Source organism: Tengunoibacter tsumagoiensis (assembly GCF_003967535.1).
GTDB classification, from domain to species: domain Bacteria; phylum Chloroflexota; class Ktedonobacteria; order Ktedonobacterales; family Ktedonobacteraceae; genus Tengunoibacter; species Tengunoibacter tsumagoiensis.
The window spans coordinates 324403-344857 of record NZ_BIFR01000001.1 but is presented as its reverse complement, the minus strand read 5'-3'; the positions used below and the strand labels follow the sequence as shown (position 1 = coordinate 344857).

The window sequence follows — 20455 nt, the reverse complement described above, 5'->3', positions numbered from 1 at the left end:
TTTAGCTCAACTGTCTAGTGGTTGTATAGCCGTTCGAACCTTTTGCGACTGCAACGCTCTTTGTGGGATCAGCGTGATATAACATGTGTCAGGCAGACCTGTCTCTGTCATGTACATGGAGGACTATGATCGTATCAAGCAGTAAAAAAGGATAATCTCAAGGCAGGGGAAGAGCAATACGGAAGCTAGCCCCTTCACCACTTCGACCCGAGCTCTCCAACCAGACATGGCCCCCCATGGCCTCACTAAGCTGGCGGCAAAGATACAGTCCCAGACCTGCCCCACGTTGAATACTATTCATGGCCGATTTAAGGCGCATAAATTTAAGGAACAGCAGAGGTTGTTCTTCGACTGGAATCCCCGGTCCCCAATCCTGGATGGTAATGATGGCATATTGGCGTTGAGGCGAGAGCATTGTCGTCTGTTGAAGATCTGGAAAGCGCTGTCTTGCTTCATGATAACTTAAGCAGTCCGTGAAAATTGCGATCTGTGATGGATATGACGTATATTTTAACGCATTACTGAGTAGATGGAGCAGAATCTGGCGCAACCGGAGATCATCAGCCCAGACAGTCAGATCTTCAGGAACCTGAATTGAGATCTGGCGCTCATCTCTTTTAATAATGGGGCTTAAAATCTCTACAATGGTTGTTATCGCTTCATACAGGGTTGTTGTCCCCAGTTTTAGCTCTACCTTATCCTGCTCAAGCCGACTGGCATCAATCATATTGCCAATGAGTAGAACAAGTTCCTCACTCGCAATACGAGCATTATCGACAAAGCGCCCTTTCATTTCATCGGATAGTGTCGTATGGAAGGTATCGAGGAGCTCTAAATAGCCCTGAATCGCTGTTAGAGGTGTACGCAGTTCATGAGAAGCAGTCGTTAAGAAGGTATCTTTGATCCGCTCTGAGTCTTTAGCCTGCTTGAGCGCCTTGTGGAGTGCGCTATACATTTGGGCATTTTTAATTGCCAATGCTGCCTGGATTCCGATCTCTCGGAACATATGCATATCGTCGATGGTATAACAATGCTTCTGGCGAGATTGAAGGACCAGCAAGCCTAAGGGCTCATCTCCATCAGGGATGGTCAACATCAACTGAGATTGTATCCCGGGCGCAATCTCAGGCTCAAAGCCTCTGGTAGATCTCTGCTGAAGGTAGTCAGTAAAATCTTCGTGGGTGGGAAAGACGTGATAATCTTTGCTACAATCCACAAAATCTTGGAGATAGTCTGGCGGTGACGTATCGTGAGGGTGAATAATCAGACCCTCCTCAACCACAAAATCTGTCACTAATTGCTTCGCCTCTCGATCATAGTTCAATAACATAAAGGTATCTATGGGCATCAATTGACAGATCTGCTCATAGATACTGTGATAGACCGTTTGAAGATCCTGAAGTGCCTCTGGAATAGAGAGGGCGTGGCTGACTTCAATTAAAGCTACATGTTCTTCATTGACGCGCCTGAGCTCTTCATGGAGATGGGCGCGGCTGAGGGACATGCTGAGCTGACTCGCAAAGAGCGTAAGCAGATGAAGCGTTGCCTGAGTGGTTGTTGATAATGTCGCAGCAGTTTGTAGGAACAGGAGACCCAGCAATGAGCTCGTATCACTTAGCAGAGGAACGACAATGAGCTCTTGTTTGGATGGAATTGTCGTGGTCTTCTGTCTTGCACTATCGTTGCTATTGCCTCCTGGCGAGATGAATAGTTGATAGAGTACTGCTGCCTTCGCATCAGTGAGCTCCGTTACCACTGCACCTGGGGTGCGGTTAGAGGGCTTGCCAATGAGCTCATAGACAAATTCCTGGGTCAGGGATGGTTGCAGATAATAGAAGATTGAATTGGCCTCCTTGAACGAAGACCATCTGGGGGCCAGAGTATGAGGGTCGTCAGACACCGTCTGCGTCTCCACGCGATAAAAATTTTGTGAGCCATTGAGATACACAGCCGTCTGTTCGTAGCCAGGTAAGCCTGCTACGCTGTTGACAATCTGGTCCAGTAGCGAATGAATTTCGGTATGCGAACGGAGTAGCGTACTTTGTTGAGTAATATATGCCAGCAAGCGTTCTTGTTGATCGCTATACGATCCAGTGAGCTGTTGTGGCTTACTGTACTGTGTTGAATCCTGCATGAGCTATTCTTAACCTTTATAGCTTTTATGCTACTTTCATCTCTGGATGAGCTACAGCTTTTTTATAGATCTACCTCCTAAAGCTCGATGCACTAAAGCTTTAGGTAGTATGTACATTCTTAATACTGAATTCCTCTTTGAAACTTCTGTTTTATTATACTCTGTGTTCTGAAATGAAGAAAGCCCCTGGAACAATGATAGTGACTATTGTCAATCTTGTGTATTACAGTCTAAGCGTTGTGAGAGGTATAAGAAGGAGCACGCTCATGGTAAAGAAAGCGCTATGATCCTCCTCTTAGCACTTTTCGTGCTACAATATGAGCATTCATTGACGTTATCTCTTGTAGATAAGTAAATTACTCCCGGACTTTATTCACCACTGTTTTGTAGGATGGTCGAGTAGAGTAGCTATGGTGCTGACGAAAGAGAGAGATTGTTTTGACAAAAACTTCAGCGTTACCTCATTGGAATATGAGTGTTGTCTATCCTGATCTATCATCGCAAGAGTTTGCACAGGGGATGAAAGATCTTACCGGGCAGGTGGGTGCTCTGGCCTCTCTTTTTGATGATGCCCAGGTAGGGAAGCTAGCCAGTGCACCCGGCGTACCAGCAGACTATACCCGGCTTGTCCCAACCTTTGAGAAGGTCCTTGAGAGCTATAACAACGTCCTTGAACAGGCCAGGACTATCTTTGCCTATGTGAGCTGTCTGGTGAGCACAGATTCGTACAATGATCTGGCGCAAGCGAGCATGAGCGAACTCAAGCCAGTGCAAGTGCTCCTGGCACAGTTAGGTACGCGCTTTACTGCCTGGATTGGTTCACTGGATGAAGAAGAATTATTGCGCCATTCTGCGCTGGTTCAAGCCCATGCTTATAGTTTGCGTAAAACCAAAGAACAGTCATCCCATTTGATGTCGCCTGTGGAAGAGGATCTCGCGGCCGAGCTCAACGTTAGCGCTGGCTCTGCCTGGTCAAAGCTTCATACCAACCTTACATCACAATTGCTTGTTACTCTATCTGTACAGAATGAAATGCGGTCGCTACCGATGAGTGCTATTCGTAATTTCGCGTCAGATCCCGACCGAGAGATACGCAAGCTTGCTTATGATGCTGAACTGGAGGGATGGAGACAGATCGCTTTACCATTAGCTGCTGCTTATAACAGCATCAAAGGAGAAGTCAACACGATCTCACAGCGGAGGAAGTGGGCCTCTCCATTAGAAGCCTCTCTCTTTGCCAATAGCATTGACCAGGGTATTTTGAACGCCATGTTGAACGCTGCCCGCGCAGCCTTTCCTGATTTTCGGCGTTATCTACGCGCCAAAGCGCATACGTTACAGCTACCCCAACTGGCCTGGTATGATCTCTTTGCCCCATTGGGCACGCAACAGAGAGCCTGGAGCTTTGAGGAGGCAGAGACCTTTATTATTACCCAATTTAGCACGTATTCCTCGCGTCTGGCAGATTTTGCGCAGCGTGCTTTCCGTGAGCAATGGATTGATGCCGAGCCCCGACCTGGTAAACGCGACGGTGCCTACTGCACCTCTTTACGTGGCGAAGAATCGCGCATATTTGCAAATTTTAAGTCTACCTTTGGTGAAGTAAGCACACTGGCTCATGAGCTAGGCCATGGATACCATAACCTTAATCTGGCCTCGCGCACTTCTCTGCAACGCTCGTTACCCAAGACTCTAGCGGAGACAGCCAGCATCTTTTGTGAAACAATTATCCAGCAAGCTGCTTTGCGTAATGCCAGCAGAGAAGAGCAGATCACCATCCTTGAGGCCTCATTGCAGGGCTCCTGTCAGGTTGTGGTAGATATTTGTAGCCGTTTTCTGTTTGAGCAGCGTTCATTTGAGAGGCGTCAGCGCCGAGAGCTCTCTATAGAGGAGCTCAATACATTAATGCTCGAAGCGCAGTCTGAGACGTATGGTGATGGGCTCGACCAATCCTATCTGCATCCATACATGTGGGCTGTTAAAGGACATTATTATAGTACAGGCCTTTCCTTTTATAACTATCCTTATATGTTTGGTCTGCTCTTTGGTCTCGGCCTTTATGCTCGTTATCAACAAGATCCAGAGTACTTTAAACAGAGCTACGACGACCTGCTCTCTTCAACTGGTCTGGCCGATGCTGCCACGTTAGCAGCGCGTTTTGAGATAGATCTCTATTCAGAAGCCTTCTGGACAGCGAGTCTGGACATTATTCGCCAGGATATCAACCTCTTTTGCGAATTGACGCAGTAAGAAGAGGTCAGCTTCTGGGATTGCATGTGGTTGTGATTGCGTCCTTCTGTACAGTATGCGATACTTTTAGAGCACGATTTTTTGCTGCTAATTTTCCGGGTCAACCTGGTTACTGAAGAGGACATATGGACCACCGCACTCCCTTTGCAACAGGGGCGATTGCTATCGATGAAGATTGGGAACAGGCGCTACAACAGGTGCTCGATCAATTGGGGACGCAAAGCGCTGATCTGGTCTTTCTGTTCGCAAATTATGAATATACACCGCACTTTTCGCAGATCTTGCGCCGGGTGCGTGAGACGTTGGGTTCACCCCTGCTACTTGGTTGTTCTGGTCAGGGTGTGATTGGTGATGATCAAGAGTTAGAAGATCTACCAGCGCTCTCGCTCCTGGCACTCACGCTACCAGGAGCGACCCTGAAGCCAGTCCGGCTGACGCAAGAGATGGTAGAGGATCTCACAACTCCCAACGATTGGCGAACTGCGCTGGCCTGTCCGCCTGAGGAAGTGAATTCCTGGTTACTTTTTGCTGATCCATTTCAGATGGACTGTGAGCGTCTTATTGAGAGAATGGGGAAAGCCTATCCAGGCAAACAGATGCTGGGTGGTCTTGCTTCGGGCGATAGTGAGGATCGCCGCACCTATGTCTTTCTAAATGACGAAGTCTATGATGAGGGTGGCGTGGCGCTGGCATTGGGGGGGACGTATAGTATTCTGCCCCTGGTCTCACAGGGCTGTGAGCCCATTGGTGAGGCCTGGACGATTACCAAGATTCAGGACAATGGACTGATTGCAACTATCTCCAATCGACCTGCGTATGATCTTCTCATTGATACGTTTGAAAGCCTTAGTCCAACTTTACAGCGCCGTGTGCAACGGAACCTGCTGGTAGGGCTGGCTGCCGATGAATATCAAGATACATTTACGCGTGGTAGTTTTCTTATTCGGCAGTTGCTGGGGGTTGAGAAGCGGACAGGTGCGTTGGCAATTGGCGCTCTTCCACGCGTGGGGCAGACGCTACAATTTCAGATGCGAGATGCGGCGACCGCTGATATGGATCTCCGCACTCTCTTAACACAGGCTCGACAGGAATTAGGTCAGATTCAGCCATTGGCTGGCCTGCTCTGTACCTGTAATGGTCGTGGTATGAGCATGTTTTCCGCCCCTAATCATGATGCCGAACTGGTTGAAGATCTGCTGGGCCCCTTGCCTCTAGCTGGATTGTTCTGTAATGGTGAGATTGGACCTGTTGGTAAGCGCCCATTTTTACATGGTTTTACGGCCAGTCTGGCCTTATTTGTACCAGTACACGCTTCCATCTAAAGATGGCAGCCACCATCCCTGGAGAAGATCATGGCCAGCGGCCTGCTCGAGGGGAGATCTTCTCTTCGTTTATGAGGATCTGTTAGAATAGCAGTATCGTTACAGATCGAAAGGATAAAAAGATGATTGATATTACATCGCCCGCCGGGGTGATTACTGCTCTAACGGGTCTGATTGTGGTTATTGTGGTGCCGATATGGGTATTTATTATGGCACGTGCGCGCCGCGATCAGCCTGAATAGAGGCTCCTGATAAGAATGTTCTATGTTAAAGACAAGGTAGTTCTATTATGCCCATTGGACATGGTACTGTAGCTGAGACATTGTCGTCCGAGGCTGTGCAACAGATTATAGCTCAGACATTTGCTGATCTCCCTCTGGTGGGAAAGCGCGTATTAGTGATTATCCCTGATAGCACACGTACTGCGCCTATCCCACTGCTGTTTCGACTTCTGTGCGAGCAACTGAGGGACTCAGTGGCGCGTCTGGATTATCTGATTGCTTTAGGGACGCATCCGCCAATGACAGAAGAGGCGATTGATAGATTAGTCGGTCTGTCGGCGGCTGAACGTCGGCACTATTATCCTGATGTACAGATTTTTAATCACCACTGGTCTGATCCAACCGCACTTGTACCTATTGGTACGATCTCGGGCCAGGAGATTGCTCTTTTGACAGACGGGCTCTTTTCTCAAGATGTTGCCGTGACGCTGAATCGCTTGATTCTGGACTATGATCAGATAGTAATCTGTGGTCCGGTCTTTCCCCATGAGGTTGCAGGCTTTTCGGGTGGTGCCAAGTATCTGTTTCCAGGTATTGCAGGCCCTGACATCATCAATTTTACGCATTGGCTGGGTGCCTGTATGACCAGTATGGCGACGATTGGCGTGCAGGACACGCTTGTGCGTCGTGTTATTCATCGGGCCGCCGAATTATTGCCGCGCCCACTCCTCTGTCTTACCCTGGTGATGCAGGGACAGAGCTTGCATGGAATGTATAGCGGCGACTATCGTGAGGCCTTTCAGGCGGCTGCTGCGCTGTCTGCGCAATTGAATATAGTGCATCTGCCGCAGCGGTACACGCGTGTCCTCTCTATGCCCTCTCTTATGTACGACGATCTGTGGACTGCTGCCAAGGCTATGTATAAGACTGAGCCAGTGATCGCCGATGGTGGGGAAGTAATCATTTACGCACCCCATATCACAGAGGTCTCTTATACCCATGGAAAACTTATTGACCAGATTGGGTACCATGTTCGCGACTATTTTCTCAAGCAATGGGAGCGTTTTAAAGATGTACCAGGGAGCATCCTGGCACACAGCACCCATGTGAAGGGGGCTGGTGAATATTATCTTGAAAGCGGCAGAGAAGTTCCACGGATTCAGGTCACGCTTGCTACTGGCATTCCAGAAGAGCGCTGTCGCCGTATTCAGCTAGGCTACTGTGATTATCGCACTCTGCATCCAGAAGAGTGGGTCGGGCGCGAACAAGAGGGCATTTTATTGGTTGAGCATGCTGGAGAGATGCTCTATCGTTCTCCTCATAGAGGCTAGAGGCCTTCTCGAGGCCTTCTCAATGTAGAATGGACATAGAAACATCTTGAGCTTGACGACAGACGTGACTCTCACATTCTCTACAGGGGGACTGGTAACATCGACGAGAATTGGATGGCGGTGCTTCGCGGTCGTTTGCTCCGTTATATAAATAGATGTTAGAATAAGGTCAGGGTAGAGAGATTGGGAGATTTATTCGATGGATCAGAACATAGTAGCCAAAGCTTCGACATCAGCGGTCGAGCGTCCGGATCTGTATATCAATCGAGAGCTGAGCTGGATTGAGTTTAATCGTCGGGTATTTGAGGAGGCAAAGGATAGCCGCCACCCTTTATTAGAGCGTGTAAAATTTATCTCTATCTTTGAGACAAACCTGGATGAGTTTATGATGATTCGTCTGGCTGGTTTAAAGGATCAGGTAGCTTCGCGCATTACCCGGCGTAGTCCAGATGGACAGACGGCTCAGCAGCAGTTAAAGGCTGTTCGGCAGAGGCTCTCGCCTATCATACAAGAGGTGCGTCAGTACTGGCGTAACGAACTGCTTCCCCTGCTGGCTGAACAGCACATCCATATATTGGATTACGAACAGCTTGATAAGCAACAACGAGATGCTCTGCGTGAATATTTTGAGCAGGATATTTTTCCGGTCTTAACACCCTTAGCTGTCGATACTGGACATCCTTTTCCTCATATCTCTAATCGGAGCTTGAACCTCGCCGTTGTCATTACGGATGCGACGCATAATGAATTCTTTGCGCGGCTCAAAGTCCCCCCTGTTCTGCCGCGTTTGTTGCCAGTGCCATCTGTGCAGTCCCGAGCATTTGTGTGGATTGAACAGGTTATTGCGGCCAATCTGAACCAGCTCTTCCCTGGCTTTGAGATCTGGGAATCCTACCCCTTCCGTGTGTTAAGGGATGCAGATATTGAGCTCCAGGAGGATGATGCCTCAGATCTTCTTGAATATATTGAGCAAGAGGTGAGAGAGAGACGGTTTGGAGCGGTAGTTGACCTGGCCGTTAATCCATCGATGCCCCCACGAATTCGCAGCCTCTTACTGGACAACCTGGAGATTACCTCTGATGACCTCGAGGTGATCGATGGGCCATTGGGAATGGACGGATTGGCAGAGCTGGTAAAGCTACCTATACCTGAATTGAAAGATCCCCCTTTCACCCCACGTACGCCTTCCATTATTCGTGAGCGAGAGAATCTCTTTAAAGCAATTCAAAAATACGATATTGTGCTTCATCATCCCTATGATAGTTTTAACAGCGTCGTCGATTTTATTCGTACGGCTGCCAACGATCCTCAGGTTTTAGCGATTAAGCAGACGCTCTATCGTGTTGGTTCGAACGCGCCAGTTGTGAATGCTCTCTTGCAGGCGGCGGAAAATGGGAAGCAGGTAGCAGTTTTAGTTGAGCTGAAGGCCCGTTTTGATGAGGAGAATAACATTGTCTGGGCGCGAGAGCTAGAAAAAGCTGGTGTGCACGTTGTCTATGGTCTGGTGGGACTCAAAACGCACGCCAAGGTTGCGCTTGTTGTGCGTCGTGAGGAGCAGGGTCTGCGGCGTTATGTCCATCTGGGGACTGGCAACTACAACGCCTCGACCGCAAAAATCTATGAGGATCTCTGTCTCTTCACCTGTCGTAACGATATTGGGATGGATGTGACTGCGCTATTTAATTCATTAACAGGTTATTCGAGGCAGAGCTCTTACCGTAAACTGCTGGTAGCTCCGGTGGGACTGCGTAAAGGAATTTTGGAGCGGATTCAGCGCGAGATTGACCTGCATATAGAGCATGGGGATGGTCGCATCATTTTTAAAATGAACTCACTTACCGATCCTGAGATCGTGCATGCTCTCTATCGAGCCTCGCAAGCTGGAGTCGAGATTGATCTGATTATTCGAGGCATCTGCTGTCTGAGGCCAGGGGTACGTGGAGTAAGCGATCATATTCGTGTGCGCAGTATTGTAGGTCGTTTTCTTGAGCATAGCCGGATCTACTACTTTGGAAATCATGCCCGAGAGGAGCTCTATCTGGGGAGTGCTGACATGATGCAGCGCAACCTCAATACGCGCGTTGAAGTGCTGTTTCCTATCGAATCTCAGACGCTGCGTTCAGAGCTGTATGAGCAGGTTCTCCAACCAGTTCTTTCAGACACAACCAATTCCCATGAACTGCTGGCTGATGGCAACTATATACGCCTCAGGCCAGAGCCAGGTGAAGATCCCTTTGATTGTCAGAGCTGGTTTATGGAACATCCTCTCTTTGAAGTTGATGACGAAGAGCTTGGAAGCACCACAACGATCAGTGCCATTCCTTCAAGTGCATAGAGGCCAGGTGCATAGAGGCGAGCTGCCGTATGCATAAGATCTTCCTCAGAGAGCCCTACCAGATGTGTGCTCTCTCATCCAATCGAGGCGAATACATACGCAAGAGAGGATGAGAGAGCACATAGTGGATATCTGGGCGATCATCCTACCTGCTTTAAAGAAACACCCCGACATGATACAATAGTCCCATCATAAGATTGAGACCAGCGATGCCCGGCTTAATAGTACGCCTGACAGGCCTTTTTATGCGGGCTGTAAACCATTCAAACCCTAATGTAAATCCTATAACAGTGGATGTGCAGATTTTAGCATGCTTGACATCATCATAATGCTAGCTGAAATTTTTCATGCTCAGCAGAAACAACTTTATATGGTCGGTGGCACTGTGCGGGACGTGTTGCTGCATCGCGAACACTCAAGTGATGCTGACATGGCCACCGATGCACATCCCGACGAGATCAAGCGTCTGGTCGCTCCAACCAGACCATCTGCGATTGTCCTGGTGGGCGAGCGTTTTGGCACTGTGCGCCTGCATTATGACACGGCCACTGAAACGGACAAGAGCACGCTAAGTATTATTGAGATTACGACCTTTCGTAGCGAGCGTTATAATCCCGAATCGCGCAAGCCGGAGGTGTGTTTTGGGACAAAACTGGAGGAGGACCTGAGCAGGCGCGACTTTACCATCAACGCTCTGGCCCGCAATCCGTTGACCGGCGAGATAATTGATCTCTTTCAAGGCCAGCAGGATCTCGAGCGCCAGATCATTCGTGCCGTTGGCGATGAGCCTGACAAGCGATTTGATGAGGACCCTCTGCGCCTCTTACGGGCAGTCCGTTTTGCGGCACAGCTCAATTTCACGCTTGAGAGTCAGACGCAGCAAGCCATTGCGCGTCAGGCGGCCAAGCTCCAGAAGATTAGCCGTGAACGAATTCGTGATGAGATGAATAAGCTTCTGCTGTCGGATCATCCTGCGAAGGGGCTGGATCTGCTGGTTGAGCTAGGCCTGATGGAATGGATTATTCCTGAGGTCAACGAGCTACGAGGAGTAACTCAGCAGCCGATACCACGTTCAGTCTCGACTAAAGATGTGTATGCTCATGTTTTACGGGTTGTTGAGCGCTCTACTCCACGTCTTGTCACCCGTTGGGCTGCCCTGTTGCATGATATTGCTAAGCCACGTACAAAGAGCGTTGAAGATAATAAAGTGCACTTCTTTGGCCATGAAGATGTAGGAGCCTATATGGCTCGTGATATTTTAAAGCGGCTGCACTTTGATCGTGAGTTTATTGATACCGTCTCCCGGCTGGTCAAACTCCATATGCGGGCCAACGCCTATACTTCTGATTGGACCGATGGCGCTGTCCGGCGATTAATGTTGGATTGTGGTGAGGCCTTTCCAGAGCTGCTAGATCTTTCACGCGCTGATATTACAAGCTATAGGGCAGATAAAGTCAATCGGGCGACCGCACGCGTCTCTGAGCTAGGAGAGCGCTGCCAGCGGCTTAAGGAAGAGGCCGAACGCGTGCCATTGAAGAGCCCTCTAGATGGTAATGAACTGATGGCTTTGTTTGAACGTGGACCTGGACCCTGGTTGCGGCCCGTCAAGGATCATCTGCTAGGATTGGTTATTGATGGTGTGCTTTCTCCTGATGATAAAGAAGAGGCAGAAAAAATCGCCCGCACTTTATTGGATACGTTTGAGGATTAACGAATTTATGCAGAATGAGAAGGATCTTTCCCCCTCTTCCTGGATGGCGCAGTCCGACTTCTCGGTCAGGGATACATCGCGAGCCGCCTTTTTGATTGATGGGCGGATGACAATGTTAGAGATGTGTCAGCGGTTTGTCAGTGCTCGACAAAGTATCTGTATTGCGGCCTGGGGCATGACCCCCGAGCTCTTGCTGGTACGTGGGATGCACCATCGAGCGGGACCGGATGGGTCGCCAGCCCAACAGGATCTTCTGAAGTGGCTACGTAGCCGCAATCTCTCTGATGAAGATCTGCGCTTCTGGTTCGAGTGCGAAGAGCTGAGCGTCTTAAATGTGCTCCGCTATGCAATCTCTAAAGGCGTAGAGGTCTCCGTCCTGTTATGGGACGCTCTCAGCTGGCCCTTTGCTACAGGCCCCAAACAGATCCATGAGCAGTTGGAGCAGATCGGCGTCCGCTGTCTTCGTGATGATAGCCACCTGACATTAAGCCATCCGATTGCGAGCCTGCATCAGAAGACCATTGTGGTTGATGATCGCTATGCCTTCGTTGGTGGGATTGACATGATGTCTGAAGGTGATGGCGAATATGATCGGTGGGATACCAAAGGGCATCTCTCTGATAATATACTGCGCCGCCGCAAAAATGGCGAGATCGCCCATGGATGGCATGACGTTCATCTCTTTTTTGAGGGATCAGCCGTTGCAGACGTGAAACAGAACTTTCGGCAGCGCTGGAATGATGTTGTAGAGCGCAAGCAGCTTGATCTGCCACTTTTTGCGGATCTGACCGCAGATATTGTGCAGCGGCCAATGGAGACAGAGCGCATTCCCACACAGATCGTGCGCACTATTCCTGCACAGACCTATGCCTTTACACCACCCGATGGAATAGCGACCATCCTGGAAGCCTATCAAAAAGCCTTTGCGCAGGCACAGCATTCAATTTATCTCGAGAACCAGTATTTCTGGCGTCGTACCTATCTTGGTCTGGATACGCCTTTGCTGGGATTAGAGACCACATATATGGAAGCGTTCTTTCAATCTTTGGCAGAAGCTCTGCGCCGTGGGGTAGTTGTTACATTGATATTGCCCGATCATCCAAACGTTGGGCGCGAATTTTCGGACGATGGCCTGCGCTACCTCTGCGAACTAGTGCCGGATGCGGTCGATTCTGGTACACTGCAAGTGTATACATTGGCATCCTCGTTACAGAGACAGAATGATACATACTATCGTCCTATTTATGTACATGCGAAGGTCGCGATCGTGGATGATCAATGGTTGACGCTGGGTTCAGCCAATCTCAATAATCGAGGGATGAGGGATGATGCAGAGCTCAATGTAGTTCTCCTTCAGCCAGCTATGGCTAAAGGGCTGCGCCTATTGCTGATGGCCGAACACCTGGGATTGGTGAACGAGGAAACACTGTTTAACATCGTTGATGTCATGGGGAGGACCGATCCAACTGCGGAGCTTACGCGGATGCGCGAGGACCTGTCTTCTCACTGGGCACGCTTGCATAGTCTTCTGGGCGACCCATTGGTGAGCCGTGATCTTCTTGCTAAACAGGCGCAGGCGAATCTACAGGCAATTAAGCAGCAGAGGCTCTTAGCTGGTCACCTTGTACCATATATCCGTCGTGATCTAGGCGTAGAGTATGGTTTTGAAGTCGATGCAGAGAAAGGTTGGCTCTCTCTTCTTGCCGATGCAGCGCCAGAGCAGAAGCTAGAGAGCACCGCGAGCACCTCTAACGATGAGATTGCGATGCTCTAGCTTGAAATACTCTTGAAATACGCTAAAGAGTAATGCAGCTACAAGGAATACAACAGTGGAGTCCATCAGAGGCTGGAGAGCGAGATTATCCGGGGACTCAGCGTGCTAGCCTGACAATTGAAGTTGAAGAAAGAGGTTTTCTATGACGAAAGTGAACACACCCCAGGGGAAGAAGCAGATGCAGGCTAGCGCAGCCGCGAATGCGAACCAGACGGTTGCATCTTCAGCGCCAGTCGAACTTCCTGCAAAAGCTGGTAGCAAAAAGAAAGGGAAGTCCACGCGACCTCAGATCGGAGGCACCGCTGTTGCCGGAGCGAAATCGACGCAGATACGTGAATTTTCGGGGACTAATAACCCGCAGCAGCAGCAGGAAGAGGCTGCAAATCGTCTGATGCGCCGTCGCATGCAGGCCCTTAACGGTGGGGAAGATCAGCAGGTTGAGTCAGCTCAGATGAAGCGCAAGAAGCAGATCGAGCGCCGTAAGCAACGTCTGGAAGAGCGTCGTGCAGAGCTACGAAAATCGCTGCCAAATGGCGGTAAGTTCTCCCTTGGCCGTCGTAATCTCTATTTTATTCTCGGCGTAGTTGTCATTATCGTGTTATTAATCCTGTTTGCTGTCTTACGCCAACTGCACATCTTCTAAATCTCGCAGCGTTGAGGAGGCTAAACCATGCTCCTCAACGCTTTTTTTCTTAATTTGCTCTGAAAAACCCCTTCTAGCATTAATGCTTTCCTTATCCCTCTATCCGAATTGCTTCAAAAAAAACATCTTTTCAGATCTCCCTTGTGACGATATATCGCCATAGCAAGATGATCCTACTATTGAGATCGATAGCAGCAAGAGCGCCTAAGATTTTGTAAATCCGCTTAATAGATTGATACCAATAAAGAGGTTATGCGTTAATATATATGAGTATACCGCAGAATAGTAGTCTTCTCATATGGAGTCCATTTATAAGTATTCTTACTATTCTGGATGAGTGGTATATCTTCAAGGAGGAATCATGTCAAGGTCGTTGAGTCGTAATCTTTATCTGATTGGATTAGTTATTATTATTATTGGCGTCGTTTTGATTGGAGTTGGAGCCGCTCAAGGCACAACAACAACGACTCTTAACTCTGGCGGTACAGTGACAACCCCCAATAATGCTGGTTTATTTCTGGCTGGTTTAGCCTTGACTATTATTGGAAGTATCCCAATAGCTGTAGCCTGGATTGGAGCTCTGGTTAAAACTGCTCAGCTCGGTCAATGGATCTGGTTTATTCTCTTGATTGTTTTCTCTGGAGTAACCATGCTGGTTTACATCTTTGCCGGCCCGACAACTCCTGCCAATAGCAACAATTATCCAGCTCAGACTCCCAACTATCCTCAGCAATAAAGCCCGGCACCCCTTAAGTAGCAGTCAACATAATTAATGTTTTCCTGATAAATGGACAGGGTCCAAACTCAGCCGTTGATCGGTCCCCTATGATTGCCATAGGGTCCAATCAACGGCTGAATGTAATAAATGTAAGGGCAGCTACTTGAGATTTTTATTTTCTGGTGCTATCTTTAAGGAGACCAGCTAGCATTGCTCTCTAACGAGTTACCTTTTTTGGCACTTTGACGATAAAGAAATTATCGACATTTATAGCAGATGATCTACAGTTAGTTAAACATAGACTAGCAAATTTGTATTCCACTAAATAAAAGTTTTTGCGATGAATCAGACAAAAGTGGTGTATAAACTGTACAATTTGAAACGATTTGGAGCGATTTTGCATACTACAAACAGGCGGTTGCTTGTGCTTCGCCCCACCGTGTGGTACAATTTAAATGGACTCATATAACTTATTTTGGCTTTTACTCCTGTGGTAGAGGCAGGAGTGGAGATAAATGCACTACCCGTTTTATAATGTAATGCCGCGCTTTTGTGTGGTTTAGGAGGTTTTTTATACTTTGACAACAGGAAAAATTCGACTTGTCCCACTAGGTGGCCTGGGGGAAGTTGGAAAGAATATGATGGTCGTTGAATATGGTGATGATATCATCATCATAGATGTTGGCGTGATGTTTCCAGATGAGGAAATGTTTGGGGTTGACCTGGTCATTCCCGATGCGAGCTATCTTCTTGACAAGAAGGATCGTATTCGAGGTATTCTGATTACACACGGGCATGAAGATCACGTTGGCGGTCTCCCTTATATCCTACCTATGCTGGATTTCCCCCCCATGTATGCCACCTTACTAACCCATGGCCTGATCAATGTCAAGCTCAAAGAGCATCGACTCCTCGATAAAACGAGCGTCACGGTTATTGCTCCTGGCGATCAGGTGGAGTTGGGGAGCTGTTTTGCAGAGTTCTTCCGGGTCAATCATAGCATTCCCGATGCTGTCGGTGTGGTTATTCACACTCCTATAGGAGCGGTTGTTCATACTGGCGATTATAAGTTTGACTACACACCGGTTGATGGGAAGCCTGCTGATCTGGGCGTGCTTGGTAAGATCGGTAATGAGGGTGTGCTGGTGATGATGGGTGATAGCACACGCGTCGAATCGCCAGGGTATACTCCCTCTGAGCGCGTCATTAACGATTCGCTTGATAAAATCTTTGCTAATGCGCCAGGCCGTATTCTGCTGGCAACGTTTGCTTCGCTGATCTCTCGTGTTCAGCAGGTGGTAGATACCGCGATCCGTTATGAGCGTTTTATCGCTCTGGTGGGCCGTAGTATGCAGAATAATGTCCAGATGGCGATTGAACTGGGCTATCTGACGATGCCAAAAGGGATGTTGATCCGCGTTGAGGATATCAATAAGTTCCATCCCGATCAGGTTGTGATCATCTGTACTGGTAGCCAGGGAGAACCAACCTCGGCTCTGACGCGCATTGCAAATCAGGATCATCGTCTGGTCAGTATTCAGCCAGGTGATACGGTGATTCTTTCAGCAACGCCAGTGCCAGGAAATGAGAAGTCGGTGCATCGCACCATCAATCGGCTGTTCCGGCAGGGAGCTGAAGTCTTCTATCAGGGCATTTCTAATGTCCATGTCTCTGGACACGGTGCACAGGAAGAGCTTAAGCTGATGCTTAGCCTCATTCGACCAAAGTTCTTTATGCCCGTTCATGGCGAGTATCGTCAGCTTGTGTTGCACGCCAAGCTGGGCTTCTCAATGGGCATCCCAGAGAAGAATATTGTGGTTGCTGAAGATGGCGATGTCGTTGAGTTGACGACTGATCGCATTGGTCTTGTCGGACATATTGCCTCCGGCAATGTGTTTGTGGATGGTCTCAGCGTTGGTGATGTTGGTCAGATTGTCTTGCGCGATCGTAAGGTTCTTTCGCAAGATGGAATCTTGATGGCCGTCCTTACCATTGATAAAGAGACTGGCCAGCCAGTTGCTGGCCCGGATATTGTTTCGCGTGGCTTTGTGTATATGCGCGATGCTGAAGAGCTTTTGGAGGCAGCCCGTATGCGTGTGCTTGCTTCGTTTGAGCATATGCAGCCTCGTCTCTCAGAACATAGCGGCTCAGACTGGTCCTTTGTAAAGGATAAGATCAAACATACGTTAAGCGAGTTCCTCTACGAACAAACTCGCCGCCGTCCTATGATCATTCCTGTCGTGATGGAGGTCTAGCCCTCTTTCCAGGCGATTGATGGCAAACAGATCGCGGTCGTCGTACAGGTGTTTGCTTCATGAGAAGGCAGGTTTTACACAAAACTTGCCTTGCTCTATAGGCATATACTATAATGCGGGCCCTCTGCCATTTGGCGATAAATCACCAAATGGCAGAGGGCCCGCGTTTACGACAGCCTACGATAGCCACAGCAAGATGCGGCTTTCTCTATCCCTTCTGCAAACAACTACTGTAATGAGTGCATTGGCTACGTCTGTTGCTAATTGGTTCATTGGAGAAAAACATGGAGATTACGCAAAAAGTTGTATTGCTTACTGGTGCCTCTGAGGGAATTGGTCTGGCTACGGCCCGCCTCTTCGCTCAGCAAGGTGCACGTCTGGCCCTGGCTGCACGTTCGGCTGATACATTGCAGAAAGTAGCTGCTGAGCTACCAGAGGCCCTGGCGCTTCCCACGGATATGCGTTCGGAAGAGGCTGTCAAGCAGATGGTAGCGCGAACGTATGAGCATTATGGACGTATCGATGTGCTCATCAACAATGCTGGTCAGGGTCTGCATGTGCCCATTGAACAGGTTGATCTACAGCAATATCGTTCAATCTTTGAACTCAATGTTGTGAGCGTGATTGGAGCGATGCAAGCGGTGATTCCACATCTGCGAGAACAGGGAGGTGGGGTAATTGTGAATATTAGCTCAGGCACCTCAAAAATGGTTCTTCCAGGCGTGGGACCGTATGCTTCAACCAAATATGCCCTGAATGCGATCTCTTTGACTGCTCGTCAGGAGCTGGCAAAGGATAATATTCGCGTGAGCCTTGTCCACCCTGGAATGACGAGTACGGATTTCCACAGTCACCTGGCGAATCAGGGTCCCTGGCAACCTTCTGGAGCTCGGAATGGCATAGGAGCGCGTCCAATGGATACGCCCGAACATATTGCGGACAAGATTTTAGAGGCAGTACAGACCGAGGTTGCCGAGGTTTATTCAGATAGCCTCAAAGCGTTTGCGCAACACTGATAGCAGGCCTGGCGAAGTGGGTGTGATCAACATCGATGGCAAGCCTGACAGACCGACATCGAAAGATGAGCTCAACATCGATGGCAGGCCTGACAGACCGACATCAGAAAAAGAAAGAGATAGAGCGAAAACGTATCCGTAAAACGTTCTTATCTCGTATGGTACAATGAGAGCCTAAAAGGACGCTCGACGGGCAAATCACTATCCCACAAGGAGCTATCTATGCACAAACATTCTGTATATTCTCACTATTCTCACTTTACACATAATCGCATGGCACTAACATTTATGAGTTGTGCTTTGCTTCTTTTTGTGTTAGCAGCCTGTGGAGATACCTCTACAGGATCAAAAACCCCATCTGCTCAAGAACTTATCACTAAATCACAGGCGGCCATCCAGAAAGTAACGTCTTATCACTTTAACTTGAAGACAGATAATATTGGTTCTGGTTCGGGCCCAACCTCAATTAACATTCAATCAGCCAACGGCGATGTGCTGGTGCCTGATAAATTAAAGGCGGATGCCAGTGCGTTAATCGCTGGCTTCTCCATTCAGACCACTATTATTGCCATTGGCGATAAGCAATACTATAAAGATCCATTGAGCGGTGGCTGGACGCCTACGTCCAATCTTCTTGATCCTCGCGCTCTATCGGACTCACAGACGGGGGTAGCTGCGATTATTGGTCAGATCCAAAATCCGAGCACGCCCACGGCTAGCAATGTAGATGGAACCGATTGTTGGAGCATCGATGGAAAGCTGCCAACGCAGAACCTTGCAGGTATTACTGGTGGTGGAACCCCAGCTGGTTCAACGGTTGCTACAACGGTCTGTATTGGGAAAGCTGATAACCTTCCTTACCTGATTAAGATCACTGGAGTCGCCGTAAGTGGCGATAAAACCAATACCACACGCACATTTAAGCTCTCCAATTTCAATAAACCAGTAACGATCAACGCGCCAGTCTAAACTGCCATCGTTGGTTTGCCAGATGTGACTACCTGCCACAAATTGGTCATCAATTTGTGGCAGGTAGCTACATACGTTGAAGGCAAGCCTTTCTTATCCTGGGAAAGGATCTCTGATGCAACGGCTTACTCTTAAACGCAATGGGGCGCTTCTAGCGATGCTGGCGGCCTGTGCCGCCGTTTTCTTAACGGCACTGGATCAGACGGTGGTAGTAACGGCTCTCCCACAAGTCATTACCGATCTTAAGATCTCCCCTACGCATCTGGATCGGGCCGCCTGGATTGTGAGTGGTTACCTCTTAGGCTACGTGATCGTGATGCCTCTGATGGGCAGGGTCTCTGACCTCTATGGACGACGGCGCATCTTTCTTCTCTCTCTCACGATCTTTGCTCTGGGCTCTCTCTTCTGTGGACTCGCTCCGTGGCTCGGTGACCTGCAAGATCTAGCCTTTTTGCAGAATGTGGGGGTTGACGTAAGCTCACCTGGATTAGTCTGGCTGGTAGCTGCTCGCTTTATCCAGGCTGTAGGTGGCGGTGCAGTGATCCCGATTGCAATGGCGGTGGCAGGCGATCTGTATGGATATCAGAAGCGTGCCTTGATTCTTGGTTTGATTGGGATGGTTACAGAGGCCGGAGGTGTATTGGGACCGCTATATGGCACCTTGATTATGCAGATCTGGGGCTGGCCTGCTATTTTTTATCTGAATCTTCCCATTGTTGCCTTGCTGGCAGTGCTGATTATTTTCTTTATCCCTGGCTCATTTTCGCGTACTGAACTTCGCCCACGTGGTGCGATTGATCTATGGGGAGCCTTACTCTTTGGCGCTTCCCTTCTCTGTATGAGCCTGGGTCTGGCCCAGGAGGCCGCACAGATCACGCCCCAGAGCGCAACGGCCACTACCCAGGAGACCGCACAAAATAATCCATGGTTGATTGCTGCGTCTGTGGTCTTGCTCCTTGGTTTTGTCCTGGTTGAGATCTGGCTGACTCGCCGAGGGCGCACGCCTCTGATTGATCTCACGCTGTTTAAGCGCCCAATGTTTAGTGCAGCTTCCTTAGTAAGCTTATTGATTGGGGCTGCGCTGATTATTGCCATGGTAGATATTCCCATCTTCTTCATCACCGTATTGAATCGTCCACTTATTGAGAGTGGTGTTGCGTTACTGCGGTTGACCGCCATGATTCCCGTTGGTGCTGTGTTGGGAGGATGGCTTTGTGCGAGAATCACCTGTCGCTGGACGGCTGTGCTGGGTCTGGTGCCTGCCATAGCTGGTTTTTATCTTATGTCGCTCTGGCCTGTTGATGTGGGACAGGTTCAGATTACTGTAAGCACGCTCTCAGGTGGCCTGGGATTGGGGCTGGTGATTGCTCCAATTAGCACTACTGCAATGAATGCCGCTCAACCTCAGCAGCTTGGCCTGGCTTCATCGCTTGTAACCGTTCTGCGTATGGTTGGGATGATCCTGGGCCTGGCAGCTCTCACCTCATGGGGCCTGGGGCGTTTTCGGAACGAGGCTGCGGCATTTCATCCCTCAAAAGGCGTCACCCTGGGAAGCCAGAGCTACTTTACTGAGTATGCACATTACCTGATTGGGGCCGCCCATGACATTTATACAGCCATCTTTCTGGCTGCTGGTATCTTGTGTGCAATAGCTGTAGTGCCAGCCCTCTTTCTACAAGGAAGTTCAAAGGTTGATCAGCCAGATAAAGCGCAAGCTGATAGCATCGCTTCCTCAGAAAAGGCAGAATTAGCATAGCAAAGATAGGAAAAGCGAGA

General features: G+C 49.0%; 13 protein-coding genes. 12 read left to right on the top strand and 1 reads right to left on the bottom strand.

The features are described 5' to 3' along the window. Window positions 1-157: 157 nt before the first annotated feature. Complete coding sequence (locus EL628_RS01440) at window positions 158-2134, bottom strand: sensor histidine kinase (protein WP_126578032.1); 1977 nt, start codon at window positions 2132-2134, stop codon at window positions 158-160. 438 nt (window positions 2135-2572) lie between these two features. Here EL628_RS01440 and EL628_RS01435 point away from each other — a divergent pair, with 438 nt between their 5' ends. From EL628_RS01435 to EL628_RS01380, 12 genes are all read left to right on the top strand, one after another. After that, window positions 2573-4384, top strand: a complete 1812-nt coding sequence (locus EL628_RS01435; RefSeq protein WP_126578031.1) for a M3 family oligoendopeptidase — start codon at window positions 2573-2575, stop codon at window positions 4382-4384. Window positions 4385-4509: 125 nt separating this feature from the next. Continuing rightward, window positions 4510-5706: an FIST signal transduction protein gene (locus tag EL628_RS01430; RefSeq protein ID WP_126578030.1), complete on the top strand. Its 1197-nt coding sequence runs from the start codon at window positions 4510-4512 to the stop codon at window positions 5704-5706. A gap of 289 nt (window positions 5707-5995) precedes the next feature. Then, the gene (locus tag EL628_RS01425) at window positions 5996-7258 is read left to right on the top strand and encodes a lactate racemase domain-containing protein (RefSeq protein WP_126578029.1); all 1263 of its coding nucleotides are present in this window, start codon (window positions 5996-5998) and stop codon (window positions 7256-7258) included. Window positions 7259-7457: 199 nt separating this feature from the next. After that, window positions 7458-9593, top strand: a complete 2136-nt coding sequence (gene ppk1 / locus EL628_RS01420) for a polyphosphate kinase 1 (protein ID WP_126578028.1) — start codon at window positions 7458-7460, stop codon at window positions 9591-9593. Between the two features lie 310 nt (window positions 9594-9903). After that, window positions 9904-11304 (top strand): CCA tRNA nucleotidyltransferase, encoded by a 1401-nt coding sequence (locus tag EL628_RS01415; RefSeq protein WP_126578027.1) that lies wholly within the window; start codon window positions 9904-9906, stop codon window positions 11302-11304. 7 nt (window positions 11305-11311) lie between these two features. After that, entirely contained in the window at window positions 11312-13078 is a 1767-nt protein-coding gene (locus tag EL628_RS01410) for a phospholipase D-like domain-containing protein (protein ID WP_161975196.1), read from the top strand. A 142-nt stretch (window positions 13079-13220) separates the two neighbouring features. Then, the gene (locus tag EL628_RS01405) at window positions 13221-13721 is read left to right on the top strand and encodes a hypothetical protein (protein ID WP_126578025.1); all 501 of its coding nucleotides are present in this window, start codon (window positions 13221-13223) and stop codon (window positions 13719-13721) included. A gap of 361 nt (window positions 13722-14082) precedes the next feature. Then, entirely contained in the window at window positions 14083-14457 is a 375-nt protein-coding gene (locus EL628_RS01400; RefSeq protein WP_126578024.1) for a hypothetical protein, read from the top strand. A gap of 560 nt (window positions 14458-15017) precedes the next feature. Continuing rightward, the gene (locus EL628_RS01395) at window positions 15018-16694 is read left to right on the top strand and encodes a ribonuclease J (RefSeq protein ID WP_126578023.1); all 1677 of its coding nucleotides are present in this window, start codon (window positions 15018-15020) and stop codon (window positions 16692-16694) included. A gap of 284 nt (window positions 16695-16978) precedes the next feature. Then, window positions 16979-17710 carry an SDR family oxidoreductase gene (locus EL628_RS01390; RefSeq protein ID WP_126578022.1) on the top strand — a complete coding sequence of 244 codons (732 nt, stop codon included), beginning with the start codon at window positions 16979-16981 and terminating at the stop codon, window positions 17708-17710. A 222-nt stretch (window positions 17711-17932) separates the two neighbouring features. Continuing rightward, window positions 17933-18679 (top strand): LppX_LprAFG lipoprotein, encoded by a 747-nt coding sequence (locus EL628_RS01385; protein WP_126578021.1) that lies wholly within the window; start codon window positions 17933-17935, stop codon window positions 18677-18679. A 115-nt stretch (window positions 18680-18794) separates the two neighbouring features. Then, the gene (locus EL628_RS01380) at window positions 18795-20435 is read left to right on the top strand and encodes an MFS transporter (protein ID WP_126578020.1); all 1641 of its coding nucleotides are present in this window, start codon (window positions 18795-18797) and stop codon (window positions 20433-20435) included. Window positions 20436-20455 lie beyond the last annotated feature (20 nt).

Coding starts and splice junctions, on each gene's coding strand:
- EL628_RS01400 (WP_126578024.1), top strand. CDS start 14,083: ATGTCAAGGTCGTTGAGTCGTAATCTTTATCTGATTGGATTAGTTATT.
- EL628_RS01380 (WP_126578020.1), top strand. CDS start 18,795: ATGCAACGGCTTACTCTTAAACGCAATGGGGCGCTTCTAGCGATGCTG.
- EL628_RS01440 (WP_126578032.1), bottom strand. CDS start 2,134: ATGCAGGATTCAACACAGTACAGTAAGCCACAACAGCTCACTGGATCG.
- EL628_RS01410 (WP_161975196.1), top strand. CDS start 11,312: ATGCAGAATGAGAAGGATCTTTCCCCCTCTTCCTGGATGGCGCAGTCC.
- EL628_RS01425 (WP_126578029.1), top strand. CDS start 5,996: ATGCCCATTGGACATGGTACTGTAGCTGAGACATTGTCGTCCGAGGCT.
- ppk1 (WP_126578028.1), top strand. CDS start 7,458: ATGGATCAGAACATAGTAGCCAAAGCTTCGACATCAGCGGTCGAGCGT.
- EL628_RS01430 (WP_126578030.1), top strand. CDS start 4,510: ATGGACCACCGCACTCCCTTTGCAACAGGGGCGATTGCTATCGATGAA.
- EL628_RS01415 (WP_126578027.1), top strand. CDS start 9,904: ATGCTTGACATCATCATAATGCTAGCTGAAATTTTTCATGCTCAGCAG.
- EL628_RS01405 (WP_126578025.1), top strand. CDS start 13,221: ATGACGAAAGTGAACACACCCCAGGGGAAGAAGCAGATGCAGGCTAGC.
- EL628_RS01385 (WP_126578021.1), top strand. CDS start 17,933: ATGCACAAACATTCTGTATATTCTCACTATTCTCACTTTACACATAAT.
- EL628_RS01390 (WP_126578022.1), top strand. CDS start 16,979: ATGGAGATTACGCAAAAAGTTGTATTGCTTACTGGTGCCTCTGAGGGA.